Below are 15503 nucleotides of genomic sequence, written 5' to 3' on the forward strand. Positions count from 1 at the left end.
TAGGCAGGTCGTGGCGGCGGCTTTAGTCCTCGCCGCCGCGGCCGCCCCGCCCCAGATTGCCCAGCATCTGCTCCCAGAAGGTGACCGTCCGGCCCAGCGTCGGCGTCTCGCGCTCCACCAGCTCGATCTCCTGAGCGTCCTCCAGAGTCATCTCGTCGATCTCCTCGACCACGCCCGTCTCGTCGAACCGGATCGCCAGCACCCGGCGCTCCAGGATCTCCGGCCGCCGGAAGGTGCGGGGCTTGAGCGTCTGGCCGATATAGTACCAGTTGCTGTCGTCGAAAGTACCGACGGTGGTCGGCGTGCCCAGTATGTAGGCCACGTCGTCGCGGGTGCTGACGCCCTCCTGGACCAGCGACAGGCGCGTATCCTCCACCAGATTGCCGCGCGTCACCGCCGGCATCCCGCAGGCAGCCAGCGCCAGCAGGACCGCCGTCGCGCCGGCGATCAGGGGAAGGCGTGACAGCCTGCTTGACAATCGAACCATCGACATGTGTTTTCCGCTCCTCGGAGCACGGTGGAACGGTCGGCGCCGCGCCATTCCCGTCTCCGGCAATCCAGAGGGCCGTCCTACCGTTCGACGCCCCTTCCGTCAATGTCGGCTTGAATCCGCAGCGCAGGCGACCGTCCGATGCTGAACCGTCTTTTCCGGCGCAACGCCGTCGATCGTCACGCCGTGGCCCGCCTCTATATGGATGTGGTCGAGGCCGCCCGCCGGCCCGTTTTCTTTGGCGGGGGCGGCGTGCCGGACAGCGTGGCGGGCCGGTTCGACATGATCGTGCTGCACGCCTTCCTCGTCTTCCGGCGGCTGAAAAGCGAGGATGAAGGCGCGCGGGCGTTCGCGCAGGCGCTGTTCGACCACATGTTCGCGGATATCGACTACAACCTCCGGGAACTCGGCGTCGGCGACCTCAGCGTCGGCAAGAAGGTCAAGGCCATGGCGCAGGATTTCTATGGCCGCGTCTCGGTCTACGAACAGGCGCTCGACGCCGCCGACGATGCGGCGCTGGTCCAGATGCTCCAGCGCAACCTCTATGACGGCGAGGATCCCGGTTCCGGTCGGCTTCAGGCGTTGGCCGCCTATATGAAGCGTGAGGATTCCGCGCTGGCGGCCGGCCCGATCGACGGCCTCCTCGCCGGGACCGTCTCCTTCGGCCCGCCGCCGGCTTTCCCACCGGAAGGGGAGATCAGCCATGCCGGCCCCTGAATTCAGCCGCCCGATCCCGGTCGACAGGCTTGGCGACGCCGTCCGGTCGAAGCGGATAGAGGCGACGCCGGAGGAACGCGCGGCGCTGGCCAAGCGCTTTTCCCTGCCGGCGATCGAGGAACTGACGGCGGACTTCGCCGTTCGCCGGCCTAATCTGGGGCCTATTGTCACGGTCGACGGCCGGTTCCGGGCGTTCGTCGTCCAGATCTGCGTCGTCTCGCTGGAGCCGTTCTCTGCGTCCGTAGAGGACGAAATCTCCCTCAGCCTCACGCTCGATCCCGTCGTCGACGCGCTTGAGATCGATATGGACGCCGCCGACCCTGACGAGCCGGAGCCGCTGGAAGGCGGCCGGCTCGACCTCGGCGAACTCGCCGCCCAGCATCTTTCCCTCGCGCTCGACCCTCACCCCCGCGCTCCGGGCGTCGCCCTGCCGGACGAGGTGAGAGCGGAGGACGATCCCGACCTGGAGGAAGACGAACCCCCCAATCCCTTCGCGGCGCTCGCGGCTCTGAAGCGCGAAAAGTGAGGTCGAAGCTTTCCAAAACCGTCATGCTGGACTTGATCCAGCATCCATGGAAGCCGGGACGGCGCCGGTTCTTCACCGCCGGTGAAGCGGCGCCAGCCTATGGATTCCGGATCGGGGTCCCGAATGACCAATAAGGGGAAGGATTCTCGCTTCTTCTCCTCATGGTGAGCCTGTCGAACCATGTATGCTCAACGTTAAACAACAGCTTTCCTTGGCGCTTGCCCCCGGAAAGCTTTTACATTAAACCACCCGGTCGCAGAGGCGGCCTCTTTCGGGGCCGCCTTTTAAAATCGAAGAGTATTGAAATCATGGCCGTTCCAAAAAAGAAGACCTCTTCCTCGCGTCGCGACATGCGCCGCTCCCATCACGCGCTCACCGCGGCCGCGCACGGCGAATGCCCGAACTGCGGAGAGCTCAAGCGCCCCCATCATGTCTGCGGCGCCTGCGGTCATTATGATGGCCGTGAGGTGGTGGACATCGCCGCCGAAGCCTGAGCCCGTCCCTCGTGGGTGGCTCCAGGCCGGGCTCCATGGGTGAAAGCGCCCCGCAAGGGCGGCTGACGATCGCGCTCGACGCCATGGGCGGCGACAACGCCCCGGCGATAGTGGTCGCGGGCGCGGAAATCGCGCGCCAGCGTCATCCCGGCATCGGCTTCGTCCTGTTCGGCGACGAAGGCGCGGTCGGGCCGTTGCTGCGCGACTGGCCGAAGCTGGCCGAAGTCGCGACGATCGTCCATACGACCGACGTCATCACGAACGAGACGAAGGTCGCCGCGGCGCTTCGCACCGGGCGCGACAGCAGCATGCGCCGGGCGATCGACGCCGTCGCCGGGGGGGAGGCCGACTGCGTGGTCTCCGCCGGCAATACCGGCGCGCTGATGGCCATGGCCAAATTCGTGTTCAAGACGCTGCCGGGCATCGACCGGCCGGCGATCGCGTCCTTCTTCCCGACCCTGCGGGGGGAGAGCGTGATGCTCGACCTCGGCGCCAACGTCGAATGCCGGCCGGAACATCTGGTCCAGTTCGCCGTCATGGGCGCGATCTTCGGCAAGGCGGTGCTGGGGCTCATGAACCCGACCATCGGCCTGCTGAATGTCGGGGCCGAGGCGCTGAAGGGCAATGACGAGGTCAAGGACGCAGCCGCGCGGCTGCGGTCCATGGATTTGCCGGGCACCTTCGAGGGTTTCGTCGAAGGCAACGACATCCCGGCCGGCAAGGTCGACGTGGTCGTGACCGACGGCTTCACCGGCAACATCGCGCTGAAGACGGCGGAGGGCACGGCCAGGCTCTATGCCGAATGGCTGCGCCACACCTTCAGCTCTTCGATAATGGCGCGGCTGGGCTACCTTCTGGCCCGCAACGCATTCGAGAAGCTGCGCCGGCGCGCCGATCCGCGGCAATATAACGGCGCGATGTTCCTCGGCCTGCGCGGCATCTGCGTGAAGAGTCATGGCGGCACGGACGCGAAGGGCTTCGCCCACGCTATCGACGTGGCGGTGGATCTGGTCCGCAACGGGTTCAATGAAAAAGTGAGCGAAGAGCTGCAAAAGTTTGACTCCGCTAATGCCCCGGCGCCGTCTTCCGAATCCGATCCGGTGACCGAATGACGCTTGTCCGCTCCCGTATCACCGGCACCGGCTCCTACCTGCCGGAGCAGATTCTCACCAATGACGAACTGGCCGCCCGGGTCGACACGTCGGACGAATGGATCGTCCAGCGCACCGGCATCCGCCAGCGCCACATCGCCGCGCCGGAGCAGAAGGCGTCGGACCTCGCCCTGGCGGCGGCGCGCCGCGCGCTGGCGCAGGCGGGCGTGGACGGCGCCGATCTGGACCTGATCGTCGTCGCGACGACCACCCCCGACCAGACCTTCCCGGCGACGGCCGTGTTCGTCCAGAAGGCGCTGGGCATGACCGGCGGCGCGGCGTTCGACGTCCAGGCGGTCTGCTCCGGCTTCGTCTACGCGCTCACGGTCGCAGACAATTTCATCCGGCTGGGTCAGGCCAGCCGGGCGCTCGTCATCGGCGCGGAGCTGTTCTCCCGCATCCTCGACTGGGAGGACCGGGCGACCTGCGTCCTGTTCGGCGACGGCGCCGGCGCTGTCGTCCTCGAAGCCGTGGAGGGGCAGGGGACCAGCGCCGACACCGGCATCCTCACCACCCATCTCCATTCCGACGGCCGGCATCACGACCTCCTCTATGTCGATGGCGGGGTCTCCTCCACCGGCACAATTGGCCATCTCCGGATGGAAGGGCGGGAAGTCTTCAAGCACGCCGTCACCAAACTGGCGGAAGTTGTTGATGAAGCTCTGACCGCGACCGGCCTCGAATCGTCCGACATCGACTGGCTGGTGCCTCATCAGGCCAACCGCCGCATCATCGACGCCACGGCCCGCAAGCTCGACCTGCCGGCCGACAAGGTGGTGCTGACCGTCGACCGGCACGCCAACACCTCGGCGGCCTCGATCCCGCTGGCGCTGGACGTGGCCGCGCGGGACGGCAGGATTAAGCCCGGCGACATCGTGCTGATCGAGGCGATGGGCGGCGGCTTCACCTGGGCCTCGGCGCTGCTGCGCTGGTGAACGGTCCATTTGCGGTGCCGAAGTTTAAGGACCGCTTTTAACTCTCTGGAATTGACGGATTATCTGTGCCGAAGTACGGTCTTACCTGCGGCAATGCCGGGGGGCTTCAAGATGACCGATACTGTTACACGGGCGCAATTGAGCGAGGCAGTCTACGAAGAGGTAGGCCTGTCCCGCAATGAAAGCGCGGATCTGGTCGAAACCGTGCTGGAGGAGATATCCGGCGCGCTGGAGCGCGGGGAGGTCGTGAAGATATCCTCCTTCGGCAGCTTCGCCGTCCGGCAGAAGGGCGAGCGCATCGGCCGCAACCCCAAGACGGGGGAGGAGGTGCCGATCCTGCCGCGCAGGGTGCTGGTGTTCCGCGCCTCCCACGTGCTGAAGAACCGGATCAATGGCCTGCCTTACGATTCCAGGGACGATATCTGACATGGCCGATACGGCGGATACGGACGGGCGCGGGCGGAGCGTCCGCAAGTCGGCCACCGCCTATCGCACCATCAGCGAGGTGTCCGACGATCTTGGCGTGCCCCAGCACGTGCTGCGATTCTGGGAGACGAAATTTTCCCAGGTCCGGCCGCTGAAGCGCGGCGGCGGCCGCCGCTATTACCGGCCGGAGGATGTCCTTCTCCTGCGGCGGATTCAGAAGCTGCTTTATGAGGACGGCTTCACCATCAAGGGCGTGCAGAAGCTGCTGCGGGAGGGCAAGTCCATCGACGATGTCGATGTCTCCGCCGTATCCCCCGGCGCGCCGCCGCCCCAGCTCTCCTTCCTCGAATCCTCGGCCGCCGAACCGGCCTCCGCTGGCGGCCAGCCGGCCATCGCGCCGGAGCTGCGGAGCCAGCTCACGGACCTGCTCGCCGAACTCCGCGCCCTTCGCGACGCGCTGCGGCCGGGAAAGGGCTGAACCGCCGCCCAAACGCCATTGCCACCTGCGGAGGGCATGGCTATAGTCCCGCCCGCGACGAAGCCCGCCCCGGCGGACCGTCGCTTCCCCATCGGTCGGAGCGTAGCGCAGCCTGGTAGCGCATCAGTCTGGGGGACTGGGGGTCGTGGGTTCGAATCCCGCCGCTCCGACCAATCTTTCCAATGCGTTAGACAAATCCCCTGATCCTCACCCTGAGCCTGTCGAAGGGTGTGCACCCACATGGTTCGACAAGCTCACCATGAGGTTTTTGTTGGTCATTCCGGACTTGATCCACTGGTGTCCGGTTTAGAGTATCGGGTTGTGCACACCAGCTTCAGAGACTCGCTCAAGTCGTCAAAGGGGTGCCTGCCACCGCTGTTTCAGCGACTTTTGGCGGAGAAATCGCTTAAGCGAGTTGATCCTAGCCCGCTTTCGGCTCTGACGAGACGACTGGCGCGAGTGCGTTAAGCCTCTTTTAATCGCATAGGTCGCGGAAAAATCTAAACCGGACACCAGTGGACTTGATCCGGAATCCATGGGCCGACGCCGCTTCACCGGCGGCGAAGGACCGGGCACCGTTCCAGCGTCCATCGACGCCACATGGATGCTGGATCAAGTCCAGCATGACGTTGTTTTTATTGGTCATTCCCGACTTGATCGGGAATCCATGGGCCCTCACAGCGTCACCGGCAGTGAAGGACGGCATTAGGCGCATGCCCGCCTCTCGTGCTAGCCGTAATCGACCGCCTACCGCCCGACCGCCGAAGAACCGCCCATGATCCCCATCACCGACACCATCTCGCTCGATCCGTCAGAGATCGAGGAAAGCTTCATCCGCTCCTCCGGGCCGGGCGGCCAGAACGTCAACAAGGTGGAGACGGCGGTCCAGCTCCGGTTCGACGCGGCGCGGTCGCCCAACCTGCCGCCGCCGATGCTCGCCCGGCTGCGCCGGCTGGCCGGCGCGCGGATGACCGCCGACGGCGTGATCCTCATCACCGCCCGCCGTTTCCGCAGCCAGGAGCGCAACCGGCAGGACGCGCTGGAAAGGCTGGTCGACCTGTTGCGCCGCGCCTCCCGCCCGCCCAAGCCGCGCCGGCCGACGAAACCGACTCTCGGGTCGAAGACCCGGCGGCTGAAGGCCAAGACGGCGCGCGGGCAGATCAAGCGGCTGAGGGGCGGCATCGGCCCCCTCGACTGACGCTTCAGGAAGCGGCCCGCCGTTCCATCTCCGCCGGGGCCGTCCTCGCCGGGGGGAAATCCACCGTGGCCGAGGTGCCGACGCCCACCGTGCTGGTCAGCACGAACCGACCGCCATGGAGGTCCGTCAGCGCGCGCACGATCGGCAGCCCCAGCCCCGTCCCCTCATATTGCCTGGTATGACCGGTCGAGGCTTGCTCGAACGGTTTCACCACCCTCGGCAGATCTTCCTCCGCGATGCCGATGCCGGTGTCCGAAACGCTCAGCCTGATCCCACCGGTCGGGCGCATCCCGGCGCGCAACACCACGCGGCCGCCCGCAGGCGTGAACCGGATGGCGTTGGACAGGAGATTGGTCAGGATCTGTTTCACCAGCCGCCCGTCCGCCAGCAGGCAAGGCAGGGCCGCCGGCGCGTCGATCTCCAGAATCACCGATCTCTCCTCCGCCGCCGGCCGGCTCAGCCGTGCGGCGGCCTCCGCGATCCCGGCCACCGGCAGCCGCTCCTCCATCAGTTCCAGCTTGCCGGCCTCGATCCGGGAGATGTCCAGTATGTCGTTGATGATGTTCAGCAAATGGCCGGCGCTGCCGGCGATGTCGCGGCTATATTCCAGATAGGTCTTGTTGCCGACCGGCCCCATCATCTCCTGGTTGATTATCTCCGCGAAGCCGATAACGGCGTTGAGCGGCGTCCGCAATTCGTGGCTCATCGTCGCGAGGAACTGGGATTTGGCCCGGTTGGCCAGTTCCGCCTCCTCCTTCGCGGTGAGCAGCGCCTGCTCCGCCGCTTTCCGGTCGCCGATGTCCCGCACCTGGATAATGCGTGTGCGGCCTTCCTCCCCGGTCATGGCGGATATGGAGATCTCGATCGGTGCGGACCGGCCGTCGCCGCGCCGGGCGATCGCCTCATGCGTCGGACTCTCCGGGTCCAGCGACGCCGCCTCCTCGCCGCCGCCCAGCCAGGGCGCGAAGGGATGGCCGATCACGTTCGCTGCGCGCGCTGCGAAGATCCGCTCCGCCGCCGGATTGAAGGACAGGACCAGCCCTTCATCGTCGATGGTGACAAGCCCGTCGGCCATGTTCCGCACCACGCCCCGCAGGATGCGGTCCTGCCGCCGGATGATGAAGCCCTGCGACAGCAACCTCAGCTTCTGTTCGTCGATTTCCCGCAGCAGCGACAGCGCCAGCCCGGCCAGGGCGCTCAGCGCCACCGGCGTGACCGGCAGCAGCAGGGCCAGCCAAGCCTGCGCCATCAGCGCGGCCAGCACCGCGCCGGCCACGATGAGGGCCGTCAGCGCCGTGCGAAAGACCCAGGAGAGCTTCCGGCTCGGCCCCAGTATCAGCCACAGCGCCAGCGCCGCCAGCGCGAGCGGGACCCAGAACCGCACCTCGATCAGCGCGCGGTTCTGCAGGATCGTCTCCGCCGCCAGGATCTGGATCATCGGGCCGGGCAGGGCCCTCCAGACCGGCGTCGGCGCGATGTCCCCCAGTTCGATCGCCGTGGCGCCGATCAGCACCCGCTTGCCGGCCACGGCCGCGGGATCGAACCGCCCCTCCAGCACGTCGACATAGGAGAGGCGGGGGACGGAGCCGGGAAGGATGCCGTAATCGATGCCGAAGGGGGCGAGGCTCAGCGGGACCGGCGCGGCCAGATGGGCCGACAGCGTCGCGATCGTGCCGTCACGCCAGATCTCCGCGATCGCGGCGTGGCGGATCATGCCGTCGCCGGCCGGCCTGACATTGGCCGATCCCAGAAGCGTCCGCTCCGCGAAGGCAGGCAGCGGCTCCACGAAGGCCGCCCTGACGCCGCCCTGACGCCGCTCGTACTGGGCGAACACCGGCAGCACCGCCTGGTCGCCCGCGCGGTCCAGCGCGGCCGCCAGCAGGGCGTCGTCCACGGGATCGGAGCGGGAGCTGAGGTCGATGTCCAGCACCACCGTCTCCGCCCCCGCCGCCATCAGGTGGTCCAGCACCTCGGCATGATGGCGGCGCGGCCACGGCCAGACGCCGATCTCGTCGAGGCTGGTCGGATCGATCGCGACCAGCACGATCTCGCCGGTCGCCGGACGCGAAAGGGTGGAGAAGCGGGCGTCGGTCAGCCGTCGCTCGACGAAATCCAGCGCGCCGGTGAGGTAGAGCGCCGAAACCGCGCCGAGGATCAGCGCATGGGGAAGGGGAAAACGCATCGGCCGGAAGCCGTATGGCGATGCCTACCGGTCAATCGTCGTCATCGCCGCCGCCCCTGCCGCCCCTGCTGCCCCGGCCGCTATCGTCATCATCATCATCGTCGTCGTCTCCGCGACCGCGATCGTCATTGTCGTTTCCACCGCCTTTGCCGCCGCCCTTGCCGCCGGAATTGCCGTTCCCGCCGGAGTTTCCGTTTCCTCCGCCATTGCCGTTTCCGTTCCCGCCGGAGTTTCCATTTCCGCCGCCCGAGTTCCCGCCGCCCGAGTTCCCGTTCCCCCCGCGGTCACCGTCGCTGTCGTCCGACCCTCCCTTGCCGCCGGAATTGCCATTCCCGCCGCCGCTATCATCGTTGCCGTTGCCGTTGCCGGGGCCATCCTCATCGTCCCCGTCCGAACCACCGCTGCCCTGGATCCCGTTGCCGTTCCCATTGCCGGCGGACCCGTCCTCGCCCTCTTCGCTGGCTGAGGATGCGGCGGCGGCATTAGCCCGCCCCGGCGCCTGCGCGGCGTTCGCCTGGCCCGGCGCCTGCGCGGAATTGCCCGGCGCTGTCGCCTCCGGAGCGGCCTCCGCCGGAGCGGCTTCCGGCGCGGCCAGGCCCGAGGGGGTGGAGACAAGCGGCTCGACCGTCATCGGCTCCGGTGACGGGCTGGTTCCGGCGGCGGCGACTCGGGTCGATTCCCCCGCCAGCACGTCCCGGCTCGCGCCGTTGCCGCTCCGGGAGGAGACGTTGACGACGCCGTCGGTGACGGCCACCGAAGCGCCGGCCGGCGATACCTCGATCTGGAACGCGGTGCCCTTCACCAGCGTCACCAGATAGGGCGTCGTCACCTGGAACTCCCGGCCCGGCCGGCGGTCGACGCCGAAGATCGCGGTGCCGATCGACTGGATGACCTCCGTCAGCCGGCTTTCCTCCTCCTGCTCCGGCAGGTCCAGCCGCGACCATGGCTCGATATGGATGACATCGTCGCCATGGGTCAGCGTGGCGTGCCCGCCATGCAGCGTCTCCACCGTTACCGGCGTCTCCAGCCGGTCGCCCGGCCGGGTCACGCCCAGATCGGCACCGTTCGCATCGGTGATCCGGACGTCCCCGATCGCCTCGAAGACCTCCCATTCAGCAGCGTGGAGGCCGACCGGCGTCAGCAGCGTCGTTGTCAGAAGGGCGGCGGCGCGAAGAACGGCTTTGCGGGGCTGGGGCATGATCTCGACCTCTTGTCGATGCTCGGCCGGTCGCCCCTCCTGGCGGCTGGTCGATGATATTTCTGGTAAATTGCAATCTGACCGGCCCGACCTGAATAATCCGTTAAGATTTGTGGCGATAAGGCGACGCCGATTCGGCCCTCTGTTGACGCGGATGTGATCGCGGGCACATCTTCTTCCTCGACGCATCCGGTAAGTCAGTATTCGTTCGGTCAATACAGTATTGCGATCGGGTTTGGCGCCGGCCTCTCAAGGGAGGCAGCGGGATGCGCGATCGCCATTTGGAAATCTTGATCTGTCTGGTCGAAGACGCGCCCCCGATCGCCGGGGGCAAGTCTTCGCCATCCCTTAACCGACCCCGCTTCCCGGCGAACGAGACGGAATTGCCCATGTCCAGGATCCCTTCGACCTCCCGGTCCGTCCTGCGAAGGATCGTCCATCTGATGGCCCTGGCGGCCGCGACAGTCCCCCAGCTTCTCCTCGTATCGGCCGCCGCCGGACAGGAGACAGCGCCCCCCGCGCCGCCGCCCCCCACGGTGACGGTCAGCACCCCGCTCGTCCGCGAACTTGTCGAATGGCAGGAATTCACCGGCCAGTTCGCGCCGGTCGAATATGTCGAGGTGCGCGCCCGCGTCAGCGGTTACCTCCAATCCATCCATTTCGAGGACGGGCAACTGGTGGAGGAGGGCGACCTGCTGTTCGTCATCGATCCGCGCCCGTTCGAGGCCGCTCTGGCAGCCGCCGAAGCGCAGCTCGCCTCCGCCCAGGCGCGGTACGAACTGGCGCAGCAGCAGCTTGAGCGGGCGGAGTCGCTCCTGCGCACCGACAACATCCCGACCTCGACCTTCGACGAGCGGGTGCAGGAGGCGCGGGTCGCCGCCGCCGGCGTCCAGGAGGCCGAGGCGACGGTGCTGAACGCCCGACTCGATCTCGACTACACGCGGATCAACGCGCCGGTTTCCGGGCGCATCGGCCGGCGGGAGATCAGCATCGGCAACCTCGTCTCCGGCGGCGTGTCCGGCCAGGCCACGCGGCTGACCACCATCGTCTCGCTCGACCCGATCTATTTCGATTTCGACATGAGCGAATCCTACTATCTCGCCTATCAGCGGGCGATCGACGCCGGGCTCCTCCAGCCGCACCGCGAGGGCGGGGTGGAGGTCGATGCCCGCCTGTTCGACGACGGGAACGGCCACTGGCCCTATCACGGGCGGATCGACTTCGTGGACAACCGGATCGACCGGTCCTCCGGCACCATCCGCATGCGCGCGATCTTCCCCAATGAGGATTTGTTCCTCACGCCGGGCCAGTTCGGCATCCTCCGCCTGCCGGGCTCGCCGCGCTACGCCGCCATGCTGTTGCCGGACTCGGCCATCCTGTCCGACCAGGACCGCCGCATCGTGCTGACGGTGGATGAGAACAACGTCGTGGTGCCGAAGGTCGTGCGCCCCGGACCGACGGAGCTGGGCCTGCGGATCATCCGTTCGGGGCTGGAGCCTGACGACCGCGTCATCATCAACGGCCTCGTCCGGGCGCGGCCCGGCGCGCCGGTGACGCCGGAGGAGGGGACAATTGAGCTGCCCGAGGGCGTCGAGGCCGGGAGTCTGACCCAATGAAGCTGTCGCATTTCTGCGTCGACCACCCGGTCTTCGCCTCCGTCCTCTCGATCCTGATCGTGCTGATCGGCGCGTTCGCCTTCCTGGGGCTGCCGATCGCGCAGTATCCGGAGATCGCGCCGCCGACCATCATCGTCCGGGCCAGCTACCCCGGCGCCAATGCGGAGACCATCGCCAACACCGTCGCCACGCCGCTTGAGCAGGAGATCAACGGCGTCGAGAACATGCTCTACATGCAAAGCCAGTCGACCGGCGACGGCAGCCTTCAGATCGCCATCACCTTCGATCTGGGCACCGATCTCGACGACGCCCAGGTGCTAGTCCAGAACCGCGTCGCGGTGGCGGAGCCGCGGCTGCCGGAAGAGGTGAGGCGGCTCGGCATCACCGTCACCAAGAGCTCGCCCGACCTGATGATGGTGGTCCATGTCGTGTCCCCGGACGCGTCGCGCGACCAGCTCTATCTGTCGAACTACGCGCGGCTCCAGATCCGCGACGTGCTGACCCGCGTCGATGGCGTCGGCGATGTCCAGGCGTTCGGCGCGCGCGACTATTCCATGCGCATCTGGCTCGACCCCGAACGGATCGCTGCGCGCGGGCTGACGGCAAGCGACGTGGTGCAGGCCGTGCGGGCGCAGAACGTACAGGTCGCGTCCGGCGTGCTGAACCAGCCGCCGATCCCGACCGACGCCGCCTATCAGATGAACATCGAGACCCAGGGGCGGCTCCAGACGGTCGACGAGTTCGAGAACATCGCCGTCCGCACAGACAGCGAGGGCCGGATCACCCGTCTGGGCGACGTCGCCCGGGTCGAGATCGGCGCCCGCGACTACAGCCAGGTGAGCCGCCTGGATGAGAATGAGGCGGTGGCGCTGGCGATCTTCCAGCGGCCCGGCTCCAACGCTCTGGAGACGGCGGAAGGCGTCCGCGCCGCCCTGGCGTCGCTGGCGCCGGACTTCCCGATGGGCGTGGACTACGAGATCGTCTACGACACCACCATCTTCATCGAGGAATCGATCCTGGAGGTCATCAAGACCATCGGCGAGGCGATCATCCTCGTCGTGCTGGTGGTGATCCTGTTCCTCCAGACCTGGCGGGCTTCGGTCATCCCGATCCTGGCGATCCCGGTGTCGCTGGTCGGCACCTTCGCGATCCTGTCGGCCTTCGGCTACTCCCTCAACAATCTGTCGCTGTTCGGGCTCGTCCTGGCGATCGGCATCGTCGTCGACGACGCCATCGTGGTGGTGGAGAACGTGGAGCGGCATCTGCGGGAGGGGCTGTCGCCCCGGCAGGCCGCCCACCGCACGATGGACGAGGTGTCGGGCGCGCTGATCTCTATCGCCCTCGTGCTCAGCGCCGTCTTCATCCCAGCCGCCTTCGTCGGCGGCATCTCCGGCGCGTTCTTCCGGCAGTTCGCCGTGACCATCGCCGCGGCGACGGTGATCTCAGCCATCGTGTCCTTGACCCTGAGCCCGGCGCTCTGCGCCGTCCTGCTCAAGGCCCATGACCCGAACAAGCGCGATTCCCTGCTGATGCGGCCGATCCACGGCTTCTTCCGGGGGTTCGACCGGGCGTTCGGCGGGCTGTCGCGGGGCTATAGCGGCCTGACCCGCCGGCTGGTCCGGCTGCCGCTGCTGGTGCTGCTGGTCTATGCCGCCCTGGTCGGAGTCACCGGCTGGCAGTTCAATCGCGCCCCCACCGGCTTCATCCCGACGCAGGACCAGGGCTACCTCATCACCGTCGTCCAGCTTCCTCCCGGCGCGTCGCTGGGCCGGACGGATGAGGTGGTGCTGGAGGCCTCGGAGATCCTGCGCTCGATCGAGGGGATCGAGCACACGGTCGCCTTCGCCGGCTTCGACGGCGCCACCTTCACCAACGCGTCGAATGCCGGAGCGATCTTCTCCGCCCTCGCGCCGTTCGAGGAGCGGGTGGCCGCCGGCCGGTCGGCCGATGTCATCATGGCGGAAACCTTCCAGAAGCTGGGGGGCATCCAGGAAGCATTCATCCTGACGGTCCCGCCGCCGCCCGTCGCCGGCATCGGCAACACCGGCGGCTTCAAGATGATGGTCCAGGACCGTCGGGGCAGGGGACTGGAACTGCTGGAGGAAGCCACCGGAAATCTGACGGCGGCCGCCAACGGCGATCCCACCGTCGCCGGCGCCTTCACCCTCTTCAACACAAGGACGCCGCGGATCTATGCGGATCTCGACCGGGTGAGGGCGGAACTTCTGGGCGTGCCGGCCGAACGGCTGTTCCAGACGTTGGAGATCTATCTGGGCTCGGCCTATGTGAATGATTTCAACATTCTGGGCCGAACCTATCAGGTGACGGCTCAAGCCGACGGCCAGTTCCGGCAGGAGGTGGAGGACATCGCCGACCTCCGCACCCGCAACGAGGAGGGGGAGATGGTGCCCCTGGGCGCGGTCGCCACCTTCAGCGACACGACCGGTCCGCACCGGGTGACGCGGTTCAACCTCTATCCGGCGGCGGAGGTGCAGGGCAATTCCGCCCCGATGGTCTCCACCGGCGAAACCCTGCTCGCCATGGAGAGGCTGGCGGAGGAGATTCTGCCCGACGGCTTCAGCTACGCCTGGACGGAACTGGCCTACCAGGAGCGGCAGGCCCAGGGCGGGCTGATGGTCTTCGGCCTCGCCGTGGTGGTCGTGTTCCTGCTTCTCGCCGCCCAGTACGAAAGCTGGAGCCTGCCTCTCGCGGTGGTGCTGATCGTGCCGATGTCGGTTCTGGGCGGCGTCACCGGTCTCCTGATAAGGGGGCTGCCGGTCGACGTGCTGGCCCAGGTCGGATTCATCGTGCTGGTCGGGCTCGCGGCCAAGAACGCCATCCTGATCGTGGAGTTCGCCCGCCAGGCCGAAGCTGAGGGCAAGGACCGGTTCGCCGCCGCGATCGAGGCGGCGAGGACCCGGTTGCGCCCGATCCTGATGACCTCCTTCGCCTTCATCCTCGGCGTCGTGCCGCTGGTGATCGCGCAGGGCGCGGGCGCGGAGATGCGGATCTCCCTCGGCACCGCGGTCTTCTCCGGCATGCTGGGGGTGACCCTGTTCGGCCTGATCTTCACGCCGGTCTTCTATACCGCCGTGAGGGGCGTGACCGAACGGTTCCGCCCGTCCGCCCGCCGGAAAGCGACCGCCCCGGCCTGAGATCGCTGCCGGAGCGCGGGAGAAGTCAGTTTGGTAGCCCTCTCCCCTCGTGGGAGAGGGTTGGGTGAGGGGGCGTTGGTTTCTCAAGACCCCTCACCCTCCCGTTCCTTGCGGACCGGGTCCCTCCCTCTCCCACGAGGGGGGGCCGAAAGGAGACGGAAATCGGACAAGAAAAAACCGGCCCCGAAAGGCCGGTTTTCATTTTGTGCGCAGTGTGACCGTTGGCCGGTCTTCTTATCGTCATGGTGCCTTGATGTCCCGGAACCGCCGGCGCTCCCCCCGAAGCCTTAGGCGATCCCATTGCATCCAGACTTCCCAGGACCTTTCCTCCCTAAACTCAGGCCACTGAGTCAGTGCGCGTTTTTAGTGCCAATTGCTGATAATTATGTCAAGTCCGGTTGTTCCCCAATTTGAAACTTTTGTCATTTTCGGACGGATGATCCCGCTCCACTGTAAAAAGCTCGACCTCCTTCTCCCGCCCCCGCACCCTGGCGTGACCAAGGTCGATCGGTACGCCAAGGTCGGGTCGGAAGGTTAAAGCCGCCCGCCTCCAGGCCCGACGATCCGCCGCCCGTCCTCGGTCAGGCGGCAGATCAGCCAGTCGGGCTTGGTCGGATTCCCGAACCAGGGCGCGGCCCAGCCGGCGGCGAGGCAGGCCTCCACCGTACGCCGGGCGACGCGCCGCCCGTTGCGGTCGAACAGCGGCAGCTTCCCGCCCGGCTGGTCCAGCCCCCGCCGCAGCCACGCCAGTTGCGCGCGGGACGGCGCAATGCTCCGCTCCGGACCTTCCTTTTTGGTCATTCCAGACCCCGATCTGGCAACTGTGTTGTCAGGCCCAGGCTTTACGGTCTCTGAGCATGGCGTTGAGGTGGGTGAGGAGCTTTCTGGCGACGGCGATGATGGCGACTTTCTTGGTGAGTGAGCGGCTGTAGACAGC

General features: G+C 67.1%; 14 protein-coding genes and 1 tRNA gene. 11 read left to right on the top strand and 4 right to left on the bottom strand.

Going from position 1 to position 15503, the window contains the following annotated elements:
- Nucleotides 1-22: 22 nt before the first annotated feature.
- Nucleotides 23-493, bottom strand: a complete 471-nt coding sequence (gene bamE, locus AAFN89_RS20380) for an outer membrane protein assembly factor BamE (RefSeq protein ID WP_347541078.1) — start codon at nucleotides 491-493, stop codon at nucleotides 23-25.
- 138 nt (nucleotides 494-631) lie between these two features.
- On the opposite strand from bamE, the gene AAFN89_RS20385 reads away from it, so the two are divergent.
- The 9 genes from AAFN89_RS20385 (at nucleotide 632) to arfB (ending at nucleotide 6415) form a co-directional block, all read left to right on the top strand.
- Nucleotides 632-1207 carry a ubiquinol-cytochrome C chaperone family protein gene (locus tag AAFN89_RS20385; protein ID WP_347541081.1) on the top strand — a complete coding sequence of 192 codons (576 nt, stop codon included), beginning with the start codon at nucleotides 632-634 and terminating at the stop codon, nucleotides 1205-1207.
- Complete coding sequence (locus AAFN89_RS20390) at nucleotides 1194-1733, top strand: DUF177 domain-containing protein (RefSeq protein WP_347541083.1); 540 nt, start codon at nucleotides 1194-1196, stop codon at nucleotides 1731-1733. Before AAFN89_RS20385 ends, AAFN89_RS20390 begins: the two co-directional genes overlap by 14 nt.
- Before the next feature lie 308 nt (nucleotides 1734-2041).
- Nucleotides 2042-2227, top strand: a complete 186-nt coding sequence (rpmF, locus tag AAFN89_RS20395) for a 50S ribosomal protein L32 (protein ID WP_347541085.1) — start codon at nucleotides 2042-2044, stop codon at nucleotides 2225-2227.
- Nucleotides 2228-2262: 35 nt separating this feature from the next.
- Nucleotides 2263-3339: a phosphate acyltransferase PlsX gene (gene plsX / locus AAFN89_RS20400; RefSeq protein ID WP_347541087.1), complete on the top strand. Its 1077-nt coding sequence runs from the start codon at nucleotides 2263-2265 to the stop codon at nucleotides 3337-3339.
- Entirely contained in the window at nucleotides 3336-4313 is a 978-nt protein-coding gene (locus AAFN89_RS20405) for a beta-ketoacyl-ACP synthase III (protein ID WP_347541089.1), read from the top strand. Before plsX ends, AAFN89_RS20405 begins: the two co-directional genes overlap by 4 nt.
- A gap of 111 nt (nucleotides 4314-4424) precedes the next feature.
- Complete coding sequence (locus tag AAFN89_RS20410; protein WP_347541092.1) at nucleotides 4425-4739, top strand: integration host factor subunit alpha; 315 nt, start codon at nucleotides 4425-4427, stop codon at nucleotides 4737-4739.
- A gap of 1 nt (nucleotide 4740) precedes the next feature.
- Nucleotides 4741-5217: a MerR family transcriptional regulator gene (locus AAFN89_RS20415; protein ID WP_347541094.1), complete on the top strand. Its 477-nt coding sequence runs from the start codon at nucleotides 4741-4743 to the stop codon at nucleotides 5215-5217.
- Nucleotides 5218-5313: 96 nt separating this feature from the next.
- Nucleotides 5314-5390, top strand: a tRNA-Pro gene (locus AAFN89_RS20420).
- A gap of 602 nt (nucleotides 5391-5992) precedes the next feature.
- On the top strand, nucleotides 5993-6415 hold the full coding sequence (gene arfB, locus AAFN89_RS20425) for an alternative ribosome rescue aminoacyl-tRNA hydrolase ArfB (protein WP_347541096.1): 423 nt from the start codon (nucleotides 5993-5995) through the stop codon (nucleotides 6413-6415).
- 4 nt (nucleotides 6416-6419) lie between these two features.
- On the opposite strand, the gene AAFN89_RS20430 is transcribed toward arfB, so the two are convergent.
- Together AAFN89_RS20430 and AAFN89_RS20435 are read right to left on the bottom strand one after the other, a co-directional pair.
- Entirely contained in the window at nucleotides 6420-8597 is a 2178-nt protein-coding gene (locus AAFN89_RS20430; protein WP_347541098.1) for a CHASE2 domain-containing protein, read from the bottom strand.
- Between the two features lie 31 nt (nucleotides 8598-8628).
- Complete coding sequence (locus tag AAFN89_RS20435; protein WP_347541100.1) at nucleotides 8629-9795, bottom strand: FecR domain-containing protein; 1167 nt, start codon at nucleotides 9793-9795, stop codon at nucleotides 8629-8631.
- A gap of 389 nt (nucleotides 9796-10184) precedes the next feature.
- Between AAFN89_RS20435 and AAFN89_RS20440 the strand changes: the two genes are divergently transcribed.
- Together AAFN89_RS20440 and AAFN89_RS20445 are read left to right on the top strand one after the other, a co-directional pair.
- The gene (locus tag AAFN89_RS20440; protein WP_347541102.1) at nucleotides 10185-11411 is read left to right on the top strand and encodes an efflux RND transporter periplasmic adaptor subunit; all 1227 of its coding nucleotides are present in this window, start codon (nucleotides 10185-10187) and stop codon (nucleotides 11409-11411) included.
- Entirely contained in the window at nucleotides 11408-14566 is a 3159-nt protein-coding gene (locus AAFN89_RS20445) for a multidrug efflux RND transporter permease subunit (protein ID WP_347541104.1), read from the top strand. The genes AAFN89_RS20440 and AAFN89_RS20445 overlap by 4 nt, the downstream gene beginning before the upstream one ends.
- A gap of 534 nt (nucleotides 14567-15100) precedes the next feature.
- On the opposite strand, the gene AAFN89_RS20450 is transcribed toward AAFN89_RS20445, so the two are convergent.
- The gene (locus tag AAFN89_RS20450) at nucleotides 15101-15367 is read right to left on the bottom strand and encodes a hypothetical protein (RefSeq protein WP_347541106.1); all 267 of its coding nucleotides are present in this window, start codon (nucleotides 15365-15367) and stop codon (nucleotides 15101-15103) included.
- Between the last annotated feature and the right edge of the window lie 136 nt (nucleotides 15368-15503).

This window comes from Inquilinus sp. CAU 1745 (assembly GCF_039839375.1).
Lineage (GTDB): Bacteria > Pseudomonadota > Alphaproteobacteria > DSM-16000 > Inquilinaceae > JBDOQU01.

What these genes read in the sequence shown, in the direction of transcription:
- bamE (WP_347541078.1), bottom strand. Translation starts at nt 493, where the DNA reads ATGTCGATGGTTCGATTGTCAAGCAGGCTGTCACGCCTTCCCCTGATC.
- AAFN89_RS20385 (WP_347541081.1), top strand. Translation starts at nt 632, where the DNA reads ATGCTGAACCGTCTTTTCCGGCGCAACGCCGTCGATCGTCACGCCGTG.
- AAFN89_RS20390 (WP_347541083.1), top strand. Translation starts at nt 1,194, where the DNA reads ATGCCGGCCCCTGAATTCAGCCGCCCGATCCCGGTCGACAGGCTTGGC.
- rpmF (WP_347541085.1), top strand. Translation starts at nt 2,042, where the DNA reads ATGGCCGTTCCAAAAAAGAAGACCTCTTCCTCGCGTCGCGACATGCGC.
- plsX (WP_347541087.1), top strand. Translation starts at nt 2,263, where the DNA reads ATGGGTGAAAGCGCCCCGCAAGGGCGGCTGACGATCGCGCTCGACGCC.
- AAFN89_RS20405 (WP_347541089.1), top strand. Translation starts at nt 3,336, where the DNA reads ATGACGCTTGTCCGCTCCCGTATCACCGGCACCGGCTCCTACCTGCCG.
- AAFN89_RS20410 (WP_347541092.1), top strand. Translation starts at nt 4,425, where the DNA reads ATGACCGATACTGTTACACGGGCGCAATTGAGCGAGGCAGTCTACGAA.
- AAFN89_RS20415 (WP_347541094.1), top strand. Translation starts at nt 4,741, where the DNA reads ATGGCCGATACGGCGGATACGGACGGGCGCGGGCGGAGCGTCCGCAAG.
- arfB (WP_347541096.1), top strand. Translation starts at nt 5,993, where the DNA reads ATGATCCCCATCACCGACACCATCTCGCTCGATCCGTCAGAGATCGAG.
- AAFN89_RS20430 (WP_347541098.1), bottom strand. Translation starts at nt 8,597, where the DNA reads ATGCGTTTTCCCCTTCCCCATGCGCTGATCCTCGGCGCGGTTTCGGCG.
- AAFN89_RS20435 (WP_347541100.1), bottom strand. Translation starts at nt 9,795, where the DNA reads ATGCCCCAGCCCCGCAAAGCCGTTCTTCGCGCCGCCGCCCTTCTGACA.
- AAFN89_RS20440 (WP_347541102.1), top strand. Translation starts at nt 10,185, where the DNA reads ATGTCCAGGATCCCTTCGACCTCCCGGTCCGTCCTGCGAAGGATCGTC.
- AAFN89_RS20445 (WP_347541104.1), top strand. Translation starts at nt 11,408, where the DNA reads ATGAAGCTGTCGCATTTCTGCGTCGACCACCCGGTCTTCGCCTCCGTC.
- AAFN89_RS20450 (WP_347541106.1), bottom strand. Translation starts at nt 15,367, where the DNA reads ATGACCAAAAAGGAAGGTCCGGAGCGGAGCATTGCGCCGTCCCGCGCG.